This window comes from Methylobacterium sp. PvR107 (genome assembly GCF_017833295.1).
In the GTDB taxonomy this organism is placed as follows: Bacteria; Pseudomonadota; Alphaproteobacteria; order Rhizobiales; family Beijerinckiaceae; genus Methylobacterium.
The window spans coordinates 6,263,156-6,277,529 of record NZ_JAFIBW010000001.1 but is presented as its reverse complement, the minus strand read 5'-3'; the positions used below and the strand labels follow the sequence as shown (position 1 = coordinate 6,277,529).

The window sequence follows — 14,374 nt, the reverse complement described above, 5'->3', positions numbered from 1 at the left end:
GCCGAAACGAGATCAAGCGGCTTCCGGGGCCGCTCCGACGATCTGGCGGGCCTGCAGCAGCGTCATGGGCTCACCGAAGGCGGGACCCAGCGCGTATTCGCAGCCGAGACCGGCCAGCGCTTGGGCGTCGGCTTCCGATTCGCAGCCCTCGGCCACGATGGCGAGGGTCAGCTCGCTCGCCATGCGGACGATGGAGCGCAGGATCGCGGTCTGGCCGGTTCCGATCTGGCGCACGAAGGTCGCGTCGACCTTGATCGTGTCGAACGGGAAGCGCTGGAGATACGACAGAGCCGAGTAGCCGGTGCCGAAATCCGACAGGCACAGGCCGGCGCCGAGGTCGTGGATCCGCGCCAGCATCTGGGCGGCGTATTCCGGGTTCTCCATCACGAGGCTCTCGCTGAATTCCAGCTTGAGCGAGCCGGGCAGCGCCCCGGAACGGGCCAGCACGGTCTTCACGTCGTGCAGGAGGTCGTGGCGCAGGAGCTGGCGCGAGGACAGGTTGCAGGCCGCGAAGATCGGCGGCTCGACCTCCAGGGAACGCTGCCACGCCGCCAGTTCGAGGGCGGTGCGCTCCAGGGCGAAGATGCCGAGATTGACGATGAAGCCGCTCTCCTCGGCGAGCGGCAGGAAGGTCGAGGCGGGGATGCGCCCGAGCTTCGGGTGGTCCCAGCGCAGAACCGTCTCGAAGCCCGCCACGGTGCGGTCCTCGAGCCGCACCACCGGCAGAAACAGCACGCGCATCTCATTGCGCTCGATCGCCTTGCGCAGGTCGCTCTCCAGCATCATCCGGTCCGAGCGGTCGGTGCGCATATGGGCCCGGAACACCTCGATCCGGTCGCCGCCGTTGCGCTTGGCCTGGATCATGGCGATCTCGGCGCTCTTGAACACCTCTTCGCGCTTGAGGTTGGCCCCCGCCTCGTAGAGGGCGAGGCCGATGGAGACGGTGAGGAAGATCTCCCGGTCCGCGTAGGTGATCGGGGTCGCGATCGCCCGGCGGATCATCTCGGCGAAGGCCAGGATCCGGTCGGGCTCGCGCTCGGAGAGCAGGATCACCGCGAACTCGTCGCCCGCCACCCGGGCCAGGGTATCCTGCGGACGCAGCAGGCGGCCGAGCCGGCGCGACAGGGTCAGCAGGATCGAATCGCCCGCCGACAGGCCGATCGCGTCGTTGATGCCCTTGAACCGGTCGACGTCGAGCACGATCACGGTGGGCTTGAGGCGCGGGTCCTGGCTGGCGAAGGCCAGAGCCGCGTCGAGGCGGTCGCCGAACAATTCGCGGTTCGGCAGGCCGGTCAGGCTGTCGTGCACGGCGTCGTGGAGCAGGCGCTCCTCGGCGGTCTTGATCTCGGTCACGTCCGCGATGGTGCCGACGACGCGGATCACCTCGCCGTCTGCGCCGATCACCGGCCGCGCCTTCAGCCGGTACCAGAAGAACGTGCCGGCGGCCGAGCGCAGGCGGAAATCGTGGACGATGCGGCCGCGCCGCTCCTCGATCACCGTGTCGAGGGCCGCCGAGTAGCGCTCCACGTCGAACGGGTGCAGCGCCCCGAGCCAGTTGGTGGCCGGCCCCTCCAGGGTGCCGCGGGCGAGGCCGAGCTGGCCCTCGATCTCGGGACCGACGAAGACCCGGTCGGCCGGCACGTCCCAGTCGAACACCACGTCGCCGGCTCCCGTGAGCGCCAGCGCCCGGCGCTCGGTATCGGAGACCAGGGCGTGGCTGAGGCCGCCCCCCGCGAAGGCGTGCTGAAGCACCGTGAAGCCGATCAGCATCACGATCAGCACGAGGCCGCCGATCAGCGCCGGCTGCACGAGGTCGCTGCCGATCTGACCGGTGACCGCGAAGCCCGCCGCCGTCACCCAGACCACCAGCAGCAGCCAGGTCGGCACCAGCAGGATCGCGCGGTCGTAGCCGTTATGGGCGGCGAGGTAGAGGATCAGCAGCAGTCCGATGCCGGCGACCGCCGCGATCGAGATCCGCGCCACGCCCGCCGCCACCGGCGGGTCGAACACCGCGAGCCCGACGAGGCCGGCCAGGAAGGCGAGCCAGAAGAACGCCACGTGGCTGTAGCGCACGTGCCAGCGGGCCAGGTTGAGATAGGCGAACAGGAAGACCAGCAGCGTCGCCCCGAGCACCGCCTCCGCGGAGGCGCGGTAGACCCGCTCGGCCAGTTCGGTGACCGGGAAGACCCGCTGCAGGAAGCCGAAATCGATGCAGGCATAGGCGAGCACCGACCAAGCCAGCGCGGCCGCGGCGGGGAAGATGATCGCGCCCTTGACCACGAACACGATGGTCAGGAACAGCGCCAGCAACCCGCTGATGCCGATGATGATGCCCTTGTAGAGGGTCAGGCCGGCGGCCTTCCGCCGGTAGGCGTCCTGGTCCCAGAGATGCAGCTGGGGGACGTTGGAGCCGCGCAGCTCGGCGACGTAGGTGACGGTCGTGCCGGGATCGAGCGTGATGGTGAACTGGTCGGCTTCCGGGTTCTCGTCGCGTTCCGGGCGGATGCCCTGGCTCGCCGTGATGGCGGCGATCCGCGAGCCGCCGAGATCGGGCCAGATCACCCCGGAATCGACCAGCCGGAAATGCGGCGCGACCAGGATGCGGTCGATCTGCTCGTCGGTGTCGTTGGTGAGCGCGAACACGATCCAGTCGGGCCTTGCGCCGGCGTCGCGCGCCTTGACGACGATGCGGCGGACGATGCCGTCCTTGCCGGGCGCGGTCGAGATCTGGATCAGGTCGCCGTCCGAGCGGTACCGCTCGATCGCGGTGGTCAGATCGATCACCGGCGCGTCGAGGGTGACGCGCACCGCCTCGACCGCCCGGGCCGGCCCGCCCAGCGCGAGGGTACCGACGAGGCCGCCGACCAGGGTCAGGAGGAGGGCGAGGATGCGCAAGGGTATCGTGACTTCCGGCCGTGCGAGAAGCGGCGTCGGCCGCCCGTGCGGCCTCGATCGATAGGCGCGGGCCTGACCCGGGGCAAGCACGCTCCGGGGCCGGTCCACCGCCCGCGGATCGCGCCCCTTTGCGGCCAAATCAAGTTGCGTGGGGCAGGGGGGGGCCGTTCCGGAGCTCTCCGTCATCGCGCGCGGAGCTGAAGCGATCCAGGGCGACGCGCCAGCCTGAGGGCGCGCGCCAGCCTGGGGTGCCTCGCTCCGCCCGCACAGACGGTGGCGCGCCGACCGACCGAAGTTGCCCTCACGCCGCCCGGAGCGCGCCCGCGATCCTGTCGAGGCTGGGCAGCTTGCGGATCGGGCCGATCGCCGCCAGCGTCGGCGTCCCCCGCAGCATCGCGGCCGCCGCGGCGCGGACGTCCTCGACCGTGACGGCGTCGACCTTGTCGATCACCTCCCCGGCGGGAATCACCCGGCCCCAGGCCAGGATCTGGCGGGCGTTGCGCTCGATGCGCCCGCCGGGCGTCTCCAGCGCCGAGAGCAGCGACACCTTCAGCTGCGCCTTGGCGCGGGCGATCTCGACGGCGTCGAGGTCCCGGGCCGCCCGGGCGGTGGCGGCGAGCGTCACGTCGATCAGTTCGGGCAGGTCCGCCCCGGCGGTGCCGGCGCCGATGCCGAACAGGCCGCAATCCGAGAACGGCCAGTGGAAGGCCTGGATCTCGTAGGCGAGGCCGCGGGTCTCGCGCACCTCCTGCCAGAGCCGCGAGGTCAGGCCGCCGCCGAGCACCTGCGCGAACATGTGCAGCGCGTAATAGCCCTCGTCCCGGAACGACAGGCCCGGCAGGCCGATCACCAGGTTGGCCTGCTCGAGCTTGCGCGGCATCCGCCGTTCGCCGCCGCCATAGACACCCGGCACCGCCATCGGCGCGGCCTTTGCGGGGAGGGCGCCGAAATAGCGTTCGGCCGCCGCCACGATCGCCTCGTGGGCCACGGCGCCGGCGCCGGCCACGACGATGCGGTCCGGCGTGTATTCCCGGTCGAGATAGGCGCGGATCCCGGCCTCGTCGAAGCTCCGGATCGTCTCGGGCCGCCCGAGGATCGGCCGGCCGACCGGCTGGTCCGGGAAGGCGGCCTCCGTGAAGGCGTCGTAGACCACGTCGTCCGGGGTGTCCTCGACGGCGGCGTATTCCTGCAGGATCACGCCCTTCTCCCGGGCGAGCTCGCCCGCGTCGAACACCGAATCGGTGAGGATGTCGCCGATCACGTCGAGGGCGAGGCCGACATCCTCGCCGAGCACCCGGGCGGTGTAGCTCGTGCCCTCCGTGGAGGTGGCGGCGTTGATCTCGCCGCCGACATTCTCGATCTCTTCGGCGATCTTCTGCGCCGAGCGCGTCCGCGTCCCCTTGAACGCCATGTGCTCGATGAGGTGGGACAGGCCCGCCTCGTCGGCGCGCTCGTTGCGCGAGCCGGCCCCGACCCAGACGCCGAGGCTGGCGGTGGCCACGCCCGGCATCGGCTCGGTGACCACCGTCACGCCGTTGTCGAGCCGGGTCGTGCGCAAGGAAGGCGAGGCGGCGTGGGTGGAGAAATGCTGGTTCATCGACGGCTCGTCGCTGCGGCGTAATGGGCGGTCCCGGGCCGGCACGCGCCCCCCCTCCCCCCGCAGAGGGGGGAGTGGGACCGGCGCACCAAGCTCACGCACCCCTCGTGATGCGGGCGCGCTCGCGGATGAGTTTTTCCAGGGCGGCCTGGTCGTTCTCCACCCGGGTCATGCGCTCGGGCCGGTCCATCAGGTCGGCGAGGTGCGGGGGCAGGGGCGGGCGCAGGCCGCCGGTGGCCTTGGCGACCGCATCCGGGAACTTTGCCGGATGGGCAGTGCCCAGCGCCACGACCGGGGTCGCGGGATCCTGCTCCAGGAGCCGCCGCCCGGCCCGCACGCCGATGGCGCTGTGGGGATCGAGCACCACGCCGGTGGCCGCCTGGGTCAGGGCGATCTCTTCCATCACGTCGGGCTCCGGCACCGCGACGGCGTCGAACTCGGACCGGACCGTGGCCAGCACCTCCGGGCTCAGCGAGAATCCGCCGGACTGCTTCAGCCCGGCCATCAGCCGCGACAGGGAGGAGGCGTCGCGCCCAAGCGCCTCGAACAGCAGACGCTCGAAATTCGACGAGATCTGGATGTCCATGGAGGGCGAGGTGGTGGGCACCACGCCGCGCAGCGCGTAGGCGCCGTGCTCCAGGGTCCGCACCAGAATGTCGTTGGCGTTGGTGCCGATCATCAGCCGCCCGATCGGCAGGCCCATCTGCTTGGCGACCCAGCCGGCCAGCACGTCGCCGAAATTGCCGGTCGGCACCGCGAAGGAGACCGGCCGGTGGGGCGAGCCCAAAGCCACCGCGCTGGTGAAGTAGTAGACGGCCTGGGCCGCGACCCGGGCCCAGTTGATCGAATTGACCCCCGACAGCCGCACCGCGTCGGCGAAATCCGCGTGCTGGAACAGGGCTTTGACGAGGTTCTGGCAATCGTCGAACGTGCCGTCGACCGCGAGCGCGTGAACGTTCTGCGCCGACACCGAGGTCATCTGCCGCCGCTGCACCTCCGAGACCCGCCCGTGGGGATAGAGGATGAACACGTCGACCCGGTCGAGCCCGCCGAAGGCCTCAACGGCGGCCGAGCCGGTATCGCCCGAGGTCGCGCCCACGATGGTGGCGCGGGTGCCGCGCTGGGTCAGCACGTGGTCCATCATCCGCCCGAGCAGCTGCATCGCCACGTCCTTGAAGGCGAGCGTCGGCCCGTGGAAGAGCTCCAGCAGGAACAGGTTGTCGTCGAGCTGGGTCAGCGGGCAGACCGCCGGGTGGCGGAAGGTCGCGTAGGACGCGTCGATCATCCGGTCGAGATCCGGGCCGGCGATGTCGCCGTCGATCAGCGGGTGCAGGACGCGCTTGGCGGCCTCCGCGTAGGGGCGGCCGGCGAGGGCGGCGATCTCCGGACGGCCGATCTGCGGCCAGGTCTGCGGCACGTAGAGCCCACCGTCGCGGGCAAGGCCCGCCAGCAAGGCGTCCGAGAACGAGAGCGGCGCGGCCTCGCCGCGAGTCGAGACGTGGAGCACAGGGTCCTCCGAGGGGAAGGCGCTTCCTCTACACGATGCCGGCGGGCCTGTCGAAAGCCCGAGCGGCGTGGCCGGTCTGCCCGCAGGACGGAGCTGCCGGTTTAACCGGGGCTGAACGGGCCGGTTCAGGGCCGGTTCGGCGGTATTCGCCCATGACTCGGCCCGCCCCGCGGCGATCGCGCCGGCGGGGCGGATCCCTCTTCGAAGAGAGCCGACATGACCCGAATCATCGCCCTCGCGAGCGTCGCGGCCCTGCTGTCCGGCACCGTGGCCTTCGCGCAGACGCCGCCCCCCGGCGACCCGCAGCCCGGACCCGAGGCCGGCGCACCGCCCCCGCCACCGCCCGGAGGCCCGCAGCGCGGCCCCGATGGGCCGCCACCTCCGCCGCCGCCGAAGGGCGCGCACTTCATCATCGAACGCGGCGATGCCCGCCTCGACGTGAAATGCGTCGACGACGACTCGACGAAGGCCTGCGCCGACATCACCCTGCAGTTGCTCGACAAGCTCACGACGCTGAAGCCGGACGCCCGGTAAGCGCGCGCGCCCCGCCGCGGAGGCGGCGGCCCCCCAGGCTTTCGTGTTTCAGGCCTTCGTGCTTCAGGCGCTCGTGCCCGGCGCCTTGATCAGGCGGCAGCCGGTGATCCGCCACTGACCGTCCGCGTCCCGGACGAGGCTGTACTCGGCGGTCCAATCGACGCCGTACTCGTCCTGGATCGCCACCGACTGGATCACGCCCGCCGCCTCCGTATCCCGCGCCTCGCCGAACACGAAGCTGCGGTGCCGATAGACCGGGCGGTACTGGTTCCGGACCATGCCGATGAACAGGTCGGCGTTCGGGAACAGCGCGCGGATCGCCGGGGCGGCCTGGTCGTAGGCGGTCTGCGCGTCGTCGCGGCCGAGCGCCTGCTCCTGCCGGGCGATGACCGCCCGGGCCGCCGCGCGGGCGCCGTCATCGGCCGCCGCCGGTCCCGCGAGGACGAGGAGGAGGAGGGCGGGCCACGCGCGCATCGACGGTCACTCCGGCTGGACGAATCCGAATTCTATCATCGTGCCCTGGAAATGGTCCCCGGTCCGGCGACGGCAATCGGCGTGCGACCGCGCGGGCAGCGTGACTGCACGAAAACGCATGTCGACCAACCGACCTCTGCGGCCAGAAAGCGCGCAGCGGTTGGGCACGGTCCGCGTTCCATTTGTGCAGGCCGCTGGAATGGTGGGCATTTTCGCGCCGGACCGACGCCACGGGTTTGACCCTCCGCGCGGGTTTTGCAAGCCTCCGGGGCCGACTCGATTCCGGGGGGAACCGGCCGGGCGGAGCGCAGGATGATGACGCAGATCCACGCGGACGACGCCGCGGCCCGAACCGCGCCCGTTCAGGACGCAGGCGCCGGGCCTTCCGCGGCCCGAGAGGCCCGTCCCATGGAGGCCCGTCCCATGAGTGTCGGGGTGTTCATCCCGATCGGCAACAACGGCTGGCTCCTGTCGGAGAACGCCCCGCAATACCGCCCGAGCTTCGCGCTCAACAAGGCGATCACCCTGAAGGCCGAGGGCTACGGGCTCGATTTCGCCCTGTCGATGATCAAGCTGCGCGGCTTCGGCGGCAAGACCGAGTTCTGGGACCACAATCTCGAATCCTTCACGCTGATGGCGGGGCTCGCCGCCGTCACCACCCGGATCAAGCTGTTCGCCACCGCGGCGACGCTGTGCCTGCCGCCGGCGATCGTCGTCCGCATGGCCGCGACCATCGACTCGATCTCCGACGGGCGCTTCGGCGTGAACCTCATCACCGGCTGGCAGAAGCCGGAATACGACCAGATGGGCCTGTGGCCGGGCGACGCGTATTTCGCCAAGCGGTACGAGTACTTGGCCGAGTACACTCAGGTTTTGCGCGAGCTGTGGGAGACCGGGGCCAGCGACCTCAAGGGCACGTTCTTCCAGATGAACGATTGCCGCCTGAGCCCGCGGCCGCAGGCGCCGGTGAAGATCATCTGCGCCGGCCAGAGCGGCGCCGGGCTGGCCTTCACGGCGCGCTATGCCGACTACAATTTCTGCCTGGGCAAGGGGCTGAACACGCCGACCGCCTTCGCGCCGGTCGTGGAGAAGCTCGCGGAGGCCTGCGCGCAGACCGGGCGTCCCGTGACCTGCTACGCCCTGTTCATGATCATCGCCGACGAGACCGAGGACGCCGCCCTGGCCACCTGGGCGCACTACAAGGCGGGCGCGGATTCCGAGGCGATCGCGTGGCTCGGCGTGCAGGGCGCGGCCGACACCAAGTCGGGCGGCGACACCAACGTCCGCCAGCTCGCCGACCCGACCTCTGCGGTGAACCTCAACATGGGCACCCTGGTGGGCAGCTACGCCCAGGTGGCCGCGATGCTCGACGACATCATGACCATCGACGGGGTGGAGGGCGTGCTGCTGGTGTTCGACGATTTCCTCAAGGGTCTCGATGCGTTCGGAACGCGGATCCAGCCGCTGATGCAGGCGCGCCGGCACGTCACCGCGGCGGCGCTGGCGGAGGTCGCCTGATGGCCGCGCCCGCCGGCTTCCGCGATGCCCGGGGCCGTCACGGCGATGTCGTCCTGCCGGCCCGCCCCGAGCCGATCGCCCTCGACCCGGCCGCCACGGTCCTGATCGTCGTGGACCTGCAGAACGCCTATGCGAGCGCGGGCGGCTACCTCGACCTCGCGGGGTTCGACGTGTCGGGCACCGCGCCGGTGATCGCCCGGATCGCCCGGGCAGTGGCGGCGGCGCGGGCGGCGGGGATCCGGATCCTGTGGTTCCAGAACGGCTGGGACCCGGATTACGTCGAGGCCGGCGGCCCGGGCTCGCCGAACTGGCACAAGTCCAACGCGCTCAAGACCATGCGCCGGCACCCGGAGAAGAACGCGCATCTTCTCGCCAGAGGATCCTGGGACTACGCCCTGGTCGACGCCCTGATGCCGGAGCCCGGCGACATCGTGATGGGCAAGCCGCGCTACAGCGGCTTCTACAACACCGCCCTCGACAGCACCCTGCGCGCCCGGGGGGTGAACACCCTGGTCTTCACCGGCATCGCCACCAACGTCTGCGTCGAGTCGACCCTGCGGGACGGGTTCCACCGGGAATATTTCGGCATCGTGCTGGCCGACGCCACCCATCAGGCCGGGCCGGAGAGCCTGCAGGCCTCCGCCCTCGCCAATATCGAGACCTTCTTCGGCTGGGTCTCGGACGTGTCGTCGTTCGAGGCTGCCCTCGGCGCGGGCGCCCGCGTCGCCGCCGAGTAGAGCACCCGCAATCCAGCACCCGCACCGCGAGAGTCAGGAAACGATGCCCAAGCAGGTCGTGATACCGCCGGGAACCGGGAAGCCGCTCGCCCCCTACGTGCCGGGCACGCTGGCCGACGGAATCCTGTACGTCTCGGGAACGCTGCCGCTGGATGCGGAGGCCAACGTGGTCCATGTCGGCGACGCGGGCGCCCAGGCCCGGCACGTGCTGGAGACCATCAAGGGCGTGGTCGAGGCCGCGGGCGGCACGATGGACGACATCACCTTCAACCACGTCTTCCTGAAGGACTGGGCCGATTACGCGGCGATCAACGCCGTCTACGCGGCGTATTTCCCGGGCGACAAGCCGGCGCGCTACTGCATCCAGTGCGGCCTCGTGAAGCCGGACGCCCTGGTGGAGATCGCCTCCGTGGCGCATCTCGGCCGATGAGCCCCGGGACGGCTCCGCTCCATCACGCGGTGGCGGGCCCGGCGGACGGGCGGCCGGTCCTGCTCTCGCCGGGGCTCGGCGGCGCGGCGGGCTACTTCGCGCCGCAGATGGCGGCGCTGACCGGGCGGTTGCGGGTCGTCACCTACGACCACCGCGGCACCGGGCGCTCGCCCGACCGGCTCGGGCCGGACCACGACATCCCGGCCATGGCGCGGGACGCGCTCGCGGTGCTGGATGCCGCCGGCCTCGACCGGGCCGACGTGGTCGGCCACGCGCTGGGCGGCCTGATCGCCCTGCAGATGGCGCTCGCCGCGCCCGAACGGGTCGGGCGGATCGTGGTGATCAACGGCTGGGACGCCCTGGACCCGGCCACAAGCCGCTGCTTCTCGGCCCGCCGGGCGATCCTGGCCGGGGGCGGCCCGGAGGCCTTCGTGCGGGCGCAGGCGATCTTCCTGTACCCGGCCCCCTGGCTGTCGGCCGAGGCCGAGCGGGTCGCGGCCGACGAGGCGCACGCGCTGGCGCATTTCCCCGGACCGGAGACCGTCCTCACGCGCATCGGCGCCCTGGAACGCTTCGCGATCGCCGACCGCCTGGGGGAGATCCCGCACGAGACCCTGGTGATGGCCGCCCGGGACGACGTGCTGGTGCCCTACACGCGCTCCGAGCGCCTCGCGGCGGCTTTGCCCAAGGCCCGCCTCGACCTCGCCCCCGAGGGCGGTCACGCCCATAGTGTCACCCGGCCGGAGGCGTTCAACCGGGTGCTGCTGGAGTTCCTCGACCGGCCCTGAGCCTGCCTCACGCGGACCCGATCAGGACGACCAAAGCCGCAAGGGTCGCGGCGGCCGCGAGCACCGGGAGGAGGGCTGGCCAGGTCAGGGAGTCGGCGGTGCCGATCCGCCCCCGGGCGAAGGCCGGAACCAGCAGCGCTCCCAGCGGCAGCAGATCGCGGACCTGCAGCCCGTCGGCATGACCGGCGGGCGCGAGCGCCTGCGCAAGCCCCGCCAGCCACAGGCCCAGCACCGCGCATCCGACGAGCCAGAGCCGCTCCGCCGGCGGGGGCAGGGGACCGCGCCGCAGGGCGAGGGGCGTCACCAGCAGGACCAGAGCCCAGAGGCCGGAGAGGGCGGGGGGCCAGGACGGGGACGGGGCGGCCTCACCCCCGGCCCCGGCGGCGAGCGACGTCCGGAAGAGGGCGGGCAGAAGGGCGGCCAGAAGCGCGAGAACCGCGGGCGCCAGGCGATCCCGGCCGAAGCGGCCGAACCGCCCCGCGGGCGGGAACGGCACCAGCAGCATCCCGGCGAGCGGCGCGCAGGCCGGCCGCGCCAGCACCGCCAGGGCGATCGCCAGCGTCGCTGCGGCAAGGCGCGCAGGCCGTCCACGACCCGTCAGCGGCCGGGGCGTGAGCAGCGCGGCGGCGAGGGCGGCCAGCGCGACCACGACACCCTCCGGGCCGCTCGCGGCCGCGAGCGAGGCCGGCAGGCAGAGCAGCGCGAACAGCGCCGCGCGTCCCCGGGCGGCCAGCGCCAGGGCGGAGAGGCCGAGAGTCAGGAACAGGGCGACGTTGGCGAGCCGACCGAGCCGCGCGGCATCCGCGGGGCCGGGGCCGAGCGCCGCGCCGGCCAGCCGGCCGACGGCGTCGAGGGCCGGGCCGGGCGGGCCGATCAGTGCCAGGGCGACGCAGACCGGCAGGCCGAGGCCCAGGAAGGCGAGGCCCCAGAACCGGGCGCCACCGGCCGAGGGCCGGTTCATGCCCGCACCGGCGTCGGCGCGGCGCCGCCCTCACGGCCGGCTCCGCCGGTCGGGAGGCAGGCGGCCGTGACGGCGGTGCTCGGGGTCGCGTGCGGCATCGCGGATCCACGCTCGGCGCAGCCGTCCTCCACGGCCCACCGGGCCGTGGCGTACCGGATCAGCCGGCCCTTCGCACGCGCGAAGCGCCCGGAAGGCCCGACCGGAGGCCCGACACGAGATCCGGCAGCGAAGCGGCCAGCAGGGCCGCGGCCCGCAGAACCTCCGCGGCCTCCGCGGGGGAGCGGTGGGCGAGCGCCAGGGCGAGCCGCAGGGGCACCTGCGCGCCGAAGCTCGCCGCGGTCAGCGCGAGGGCCGCGGCCGGGCCGTGATGCTTGCCGGCATACAGGATCTGGCTGCGCAGGAAGTAGAACAGCCGCCGCGCCCGCACCTGCCGGGTCGTGCCCTGGCCGACATGGCGCACGACCGCCCCGGCCACGTGCCGCACGGCGAAGCCCGCAGCCCGGGCACGGGTGCAGAGGTCGACATCCTCCCAGTAGACGAAGAAGCGCGGGTCGAACCCGCCGAGCGCCTGGAACAGGTCGCGGCGGATCATCAGGAAGGCGCCCATCACCTGGTCGACGGCGCGGTCCTCTTCGTGGTCCCATTCGCGGAGGAAGTGCGGCCGCACGAGGCCCAGCCGGTCCAGCGCCAGGGCGCGGCCGAGGAGGTCCGGCGCCGAGGGGGCCCGGGCGCAGGAGCGCGCGGTCCGCCCGTCCGGATCGACCAGCCGCGCCCCGACGATCCCGGTCCGCGGATCGGCCATGAGGGCGGCCCGGGCGATGCGGAGGGCGTCGGGCGCGACCTGCGTGTCCGGGTTGAGGAACAGGATCGCGGGGGCATCGCCCGCCGCGGCGCCCTGATCGCAGGCCCGGCCGAAGCCGAGATTGGCGTCGTTCCGGATCAGCCGGAGCGGGCGGGGCAAAGCGGGCAGGTCCTCGGTGGAGCCGTCCGCCGAGGCATTGTCCACGACGGTGACCTGCACCGCCTCGGCGTCCCGGGCGGCCGCGAGGCCCGCGAGGCAGGCGCGCAGCAGCGCGCCGCCGTTCCAGTTGACGATCACCACGTCGAGGGCAGGGCGGTCGGTCACGGTCGGTCCTGGGGCAGATGCTTGGCAAGTTCTTCGGCAAGATCCTCGGCAAGATCCTCGGGCGGGCCGAGGCGCCCGAGGGCGCCGTCGCGGGCGGCGGCGAGGAGCCGCATCAGCACGGCGGGCCGCCAGCCGGAATCCGCCCAGTACAGCCCGGCCTGGAGCGGCAGGTAGGCGGCCTGGGCAAGCTTCCAGCGCAGCGGCACGTGCGGCAGGCGCCAGGCATAGACGGCGTTGCGCAGGTAGGTCCCCATGCGGAACAGGGGCTGGCGCGGCATGATGATCCCGAAGGCCCGGATCACCCCGCCACCGACCCGGTGGGGGATCGCGACGGCGCGGGCGACGTAGCAGCCGTAGCCGCAGGCCCAGGCGCGAAAGCACCATTCGAGCTCGACCCCGTCGATGAAGAAGTCGGCCCGGAACGGCCCGACCCGGGCGAAGGCGTCGAGGTCGATGAGCGAGCCCGAGGTCGCCAGGAACTGCACCGGGGCGAGGTCGTCGCGCTCCGGCGCGGCCGGGCGGGGCGGGTAGGCGGGCGCCTTGTGGCCGGTGGTGGGCGCGGGGGCCGGTCCCACCACCGCCACGGGGATCCCGGCGTCGCGCAGCCGGTCGCGGGCGGCCAGCAGGGCGGCGGCGAGGTGTTCGGGCGGCTCGGCGTCCTGGTCGAGGAGCAGGAGGGCCTCGGCCCCCGCCGCGCGGGCGGCCTCGGCGATCCGGTTGAGCGCCGCGGCGATGCCGAGGTTCCTCCCGTCCGACAGCAGGGTCACGCCGGCCCGGGCGAGGCGTCCCGCATCCGCGGCGGCGAGGCCGCCATTGTCGAAGGCGATCACCGCGGCGAATCCCGCCGCGGCCTGCCCCACGGCCCGGTCCACCTGGTCCCGCCCCGGCCGGAACAGGGTGATCCCGAGGACGAGGCGGCTCAGGCGCGGGTCAGGCACCGGCGTTCTCCCGATCGCATCGCCTCACGCCTGCTCCACCGCGGCGGTGGCCGCTTCCAGGGCCGCGGTGATCGCCGCCGTCTGGTCCGCGCTGAGCGGCCCGCGGGCGAGCCGCATCTGCAAGGCGAGCTTCAGCCCCTCCTTGGCGCGCACCACGGAGGGCGGCGGCCCGTCGCCGCGCGCCGCCTCCGCCTCGGCCATCCGGGCGAGGATCGCCTCAAGGGTCGAGCGGTTGCCGTCGAGGAAGCTCTGTCCCTCCGGGGTGATCGTGTGCAGCCGCTTGGTCCCCTCCCCGGGGGTCACCGTCACGTGGCCGAGCTCCTCGAGGAGCGTGAGCGTCGGGTAGACCGTGCCGGGGCTCGGGCTGTAGGCGCCGCCGACCCGCTCCTCGATGGCCTTGATGATCTCGTAGCCGTGCCGCGGCTTCTCGGCGATGAGGTGGAGGATGACGAGGCGCAGATCGCCATGGGCGAAGAAGCGCGCGAGATCGCCGCGGCCGCCGCGGCCGAACATCCGCCGGTCGCCGGGCGTGCGGCCGTGAGGCCCGTGGGGACCGTGCCGCCCGCGCGGATCCGCGCCCATCGGGCCGCGATGCGCGCGGACGCGATAGGCGTCGAAGGGGTCGGCACGGAACCAGGGCAGGAACGAGGGGTGCATCTGTTTCGATCCAATTTCGATATGACGTATTTTTAGATATAACGAAATATGGTCACCCGCAAGGGGCGGGGCTGCGGTGCCACGGCCGCGAATGCGGGTTAACGGGTTGCCGCGCTTCCGCGTGGCGCTTGCCGCGCAACAACCACGCCGTCGTTCCGGGAGGCGCCGCAGGCGGGCCCGGACCCGGAGGGGCACGCCGGAAGCGGGCAATC

At 72.6% G+C, this 14,374-nt stretch carries 13 protein-coding genes; 5 read left to right on the top strand and 8 right to left on the bottom strand.

What is annotated here, in order from left to right; genetic code table 11:
* Positions 1-12: 12 nt before the first annotated feature.
* From JOE48_RS29715 to thrC, 3 genes are all read right to left on the bottom strand, one after another.
* A complete protein-coding gene (locus JOE48_RS29715; RefSeq protein ID WP_409518651.1) occupies positions 13-2,889 on the bottom strand; it encodes an EAL domain-containing protein in 2,877 nt (958 codons plus the stop codon).
* A gap of 307 nt (positions 2,890-3,196) precedes the next feature.
* Positions 3,197-4,492: a M16 family metallopeptidase gene (locus JOE48_RS29710; RefSeq protein ID WP_210035395.1), complete on the bottom strand. Its 1,296-nt coding sequence runs from the start codon at positions 4,490-4,492 to the stop codon at positions 3,197-3,199.
* 94 nt (positions 4,493-4,586) lie between these two features.
* Positions 4,587-5,999, bottom strand: coding sequence for a threonine synthase (gene thrC, locus JOE48_RS29705; RefSeq protein ID WP_210035393.1), 1,413 nt, complete (start codon positions 5,997-5,999; stop codon positions 4,587-4,589).
* A gap of 216 nt (positions 6,000-6,215) precedes the next feature.
* Here thrC and JOE48_RS29700 point away from each other — a divergent pair, with 216 nt between their 5' ends.
* The gene (locus tag JOE48_RS29700) at positions 6,216-6,533 is read left to right on the top strand and encodes a hypothetical protein (protein WP_210035390.1); all 318 of its coding nucleotides are present in this window, start codon (positions 6,216-6,218) and stop codon (positions 6,531-6,533) included.
* A 63-nt stretch (positions 6,534-6,596) separates the two neighbouring features.
* Here JOE48_RS29700 and JOE48_RS29695 read toward each other — a convergent pair whose 3' ends face one another.
* Positions 6,597-7,007 carry a DUF4864 domain-containing protein gene (locus JOE48_RS29695; protein WP_210035388.1) on the bottom strand — a complete coding sequence of 137 codons (411 nt, stop codon included), beginning with the start codon at positions 7,005-7,007 and terminating at the stop codon, positions 6,597-6,599.
* A gap of 423 nt (positions 7,008-7,430) precedes the next feature.
* On the opposite strand from JOE48_RS29695, the gene rutA reads away from it, so the two are divergent.
* The 4 genes from rutA to rutD are packed head-to-tail and all read left to right on the top strand — an operon-like array spanning position 7,431 to position 10,480.
* Entirely contained in the window at positions 7,431-8,525 is a 1,095-nt protein-coding gene (gene rutA / locus JOE48_RS29690; protein WP_210036127.1) for a pyrimidine utilization protein A, read from the top strand.
* Positions 8,525-9,262: a pyrimidine utilization protein B gene (rutB, locus tag JOE48_RS29685; RefSeq protein ID WP_210035386.1), complete on the top strand. Its 738-nt coding sequence runs from the start codon at positions 8,525-8,527 to the stop codon at positions 9,260-9,262. The genes rutA and rutB overlap by 1 nt, the downstream gene beginning before the upstream one ends.
* A gap of 43 nt (positions 9,263-9,305) precedes the next feature.
* On the top strand, positions 9,306-9,692 hold the full coding sequence (gene rutC / locus JOE48_RS29680; protein WP_210035384.1) for a pyrimidine utilization protein C: 387 nt from the start codon (positions 9,306-9,308) through the stop codon (positions 9,690-9,692).
* Positions 9,689-10,480 carry a pyrimidine utilization protein D gene (gene rutD / locus JOE48_RS29675; protein WP_210035382.1) on the top strand — a complete coding sequence of 264 codons (792 nt, stop codon included), beginning with the start codon at positions 9,689-9,691 and terminating at the stop codon, positions 10,478-10,480. Before rutC ends, rutD begins: the two co-directional genes overlap by 4 nt.
* A gap of 7 nt (positions 10,481-10,487) precedes the next feature.
* Here rutD and JOE48_RS29670 read toward each other — a convergent pair whose 3' ends face one another.
* The 4 genes from JOE48_RS29670 to JOE48_RS29655 all read right to left on the bottom strand — a co-directional run bounded on the left by JOE48_RS29670 (position 10,488) and on the right by JOE48_RS29655 (position 14,162).
* A complete protein-coding gene (locus tag JOE48_RS29670; protein WP_210035380.1) occupies positions 10,488-11,441 on the bottom strand; it encodes a DUF2142 domain-containing protein in 954 nt (317 codons plus the stop codon).
* A 157-nt stretch (positions 11,442-11,598) separates the two neighbouring features.
* Positions 11,599-12,567: a glycosyltransferase family 2 protein gene (locus JOE48_RS29665; RefSeq protein WP_210035378.1), complete on the bottom strand. Its 969-nt coding sequence runs from the start codon at positions 12,565-12,567 to the stop codon at positions 11,599-11,601.
* Positions 12,564-13,505 carry a glycosyltransferase family 2 protein gene (locus JOE48_RS29660; RefSeq protein WP_210035377.1) on the bottom strand — a complete coding sequence of 314 codons (942 nt, stop codon included), beginning with the start codon at positions 13,503-13,505 and terminating at the stop codon, positions 12,564-12,566. The genes JOE48_RS29665 and JOE48_RS29660 overlap by 4 nt, the downstream gene beginning before the upstream one ends.
* A gap of 24 nt (positions 13,506-13,529) precedes the next feature.
* On the bottom strand, positions 13,530-14,162 hold the full coding sequence (locus JOE48_RS29655; RefSeq protein WP_210035376.1) for a PadR family transcriptional regulator: 633 nt from the start codon (positions 14,160-14,162) through the stop codon (positions 13,530-13,532).
* Between the last annotated feature and the right edge of the window lie 212 nt (positions 14,163-14,374).

Coding starts and splice junctions, on each gene's coding strand:
- JOE48_RS29710 (WP_210035395.1), bottom strand. CDS start 4,492: ATGAACCAGCATTTCTCCACCCACGCCGCCTCGCCTTCCTTGCGCACG.
- JOE48_RS29700 (WP_210035390.1), top strand. CDS start 6,216: ATGACCCGAATCATCGCCCTCGCGAGCGTCGCGGCCCTGCTGTCCGGC.
- JOE48_RS29695 (WP_210035388.1), bottom strand. CDS start 7,007: ATGCGCGCGTGGCCCGCCCTCCTCCTCCTCGTCCTCGCGGGACCGGCG.
- rutA (WP_210036127.1), top strand. CDS start 7,431: ATGAGTGTCGGGGTGTTCATCCCGATCGGCAACAACGGCTGGCTCCTG.
- rutB (WP_210035386.1), top strand. CDS start 8,525: ATGGCCGCGCCCGCCGGCTTCCGCGATGCCCGGGGCCGTCACGGCGAT.
- rutC (WP_210035384.1), top strand. CDS start 9,306: ATGCCCAAGCAGGTCGTGATACCGCCGGGAACCGGGAAGCCGCTCGCC.
- rutD (WP_210035382.1), top strand. CDS start 9,689: ATGAGCCCCGGGACGGCTCCGCTCCATCACGCGGTGGCGGGCCCGGCG.
- JOE48_RS29670 (WP_210035380.1), bottom strand. CDS start 11,441: ATGAACCGGCCCTCGGCCGGTGGCGCCCGGTTCTGGGGCCTCGCCTTC.
- JOE48_RS29655 (WP_210035376.1), bottom strand. CDS start 14,162: ATGCACCCCTCGTTCCTGCCCTGGTTCCGTGCCGACCCCTTCGACGCC.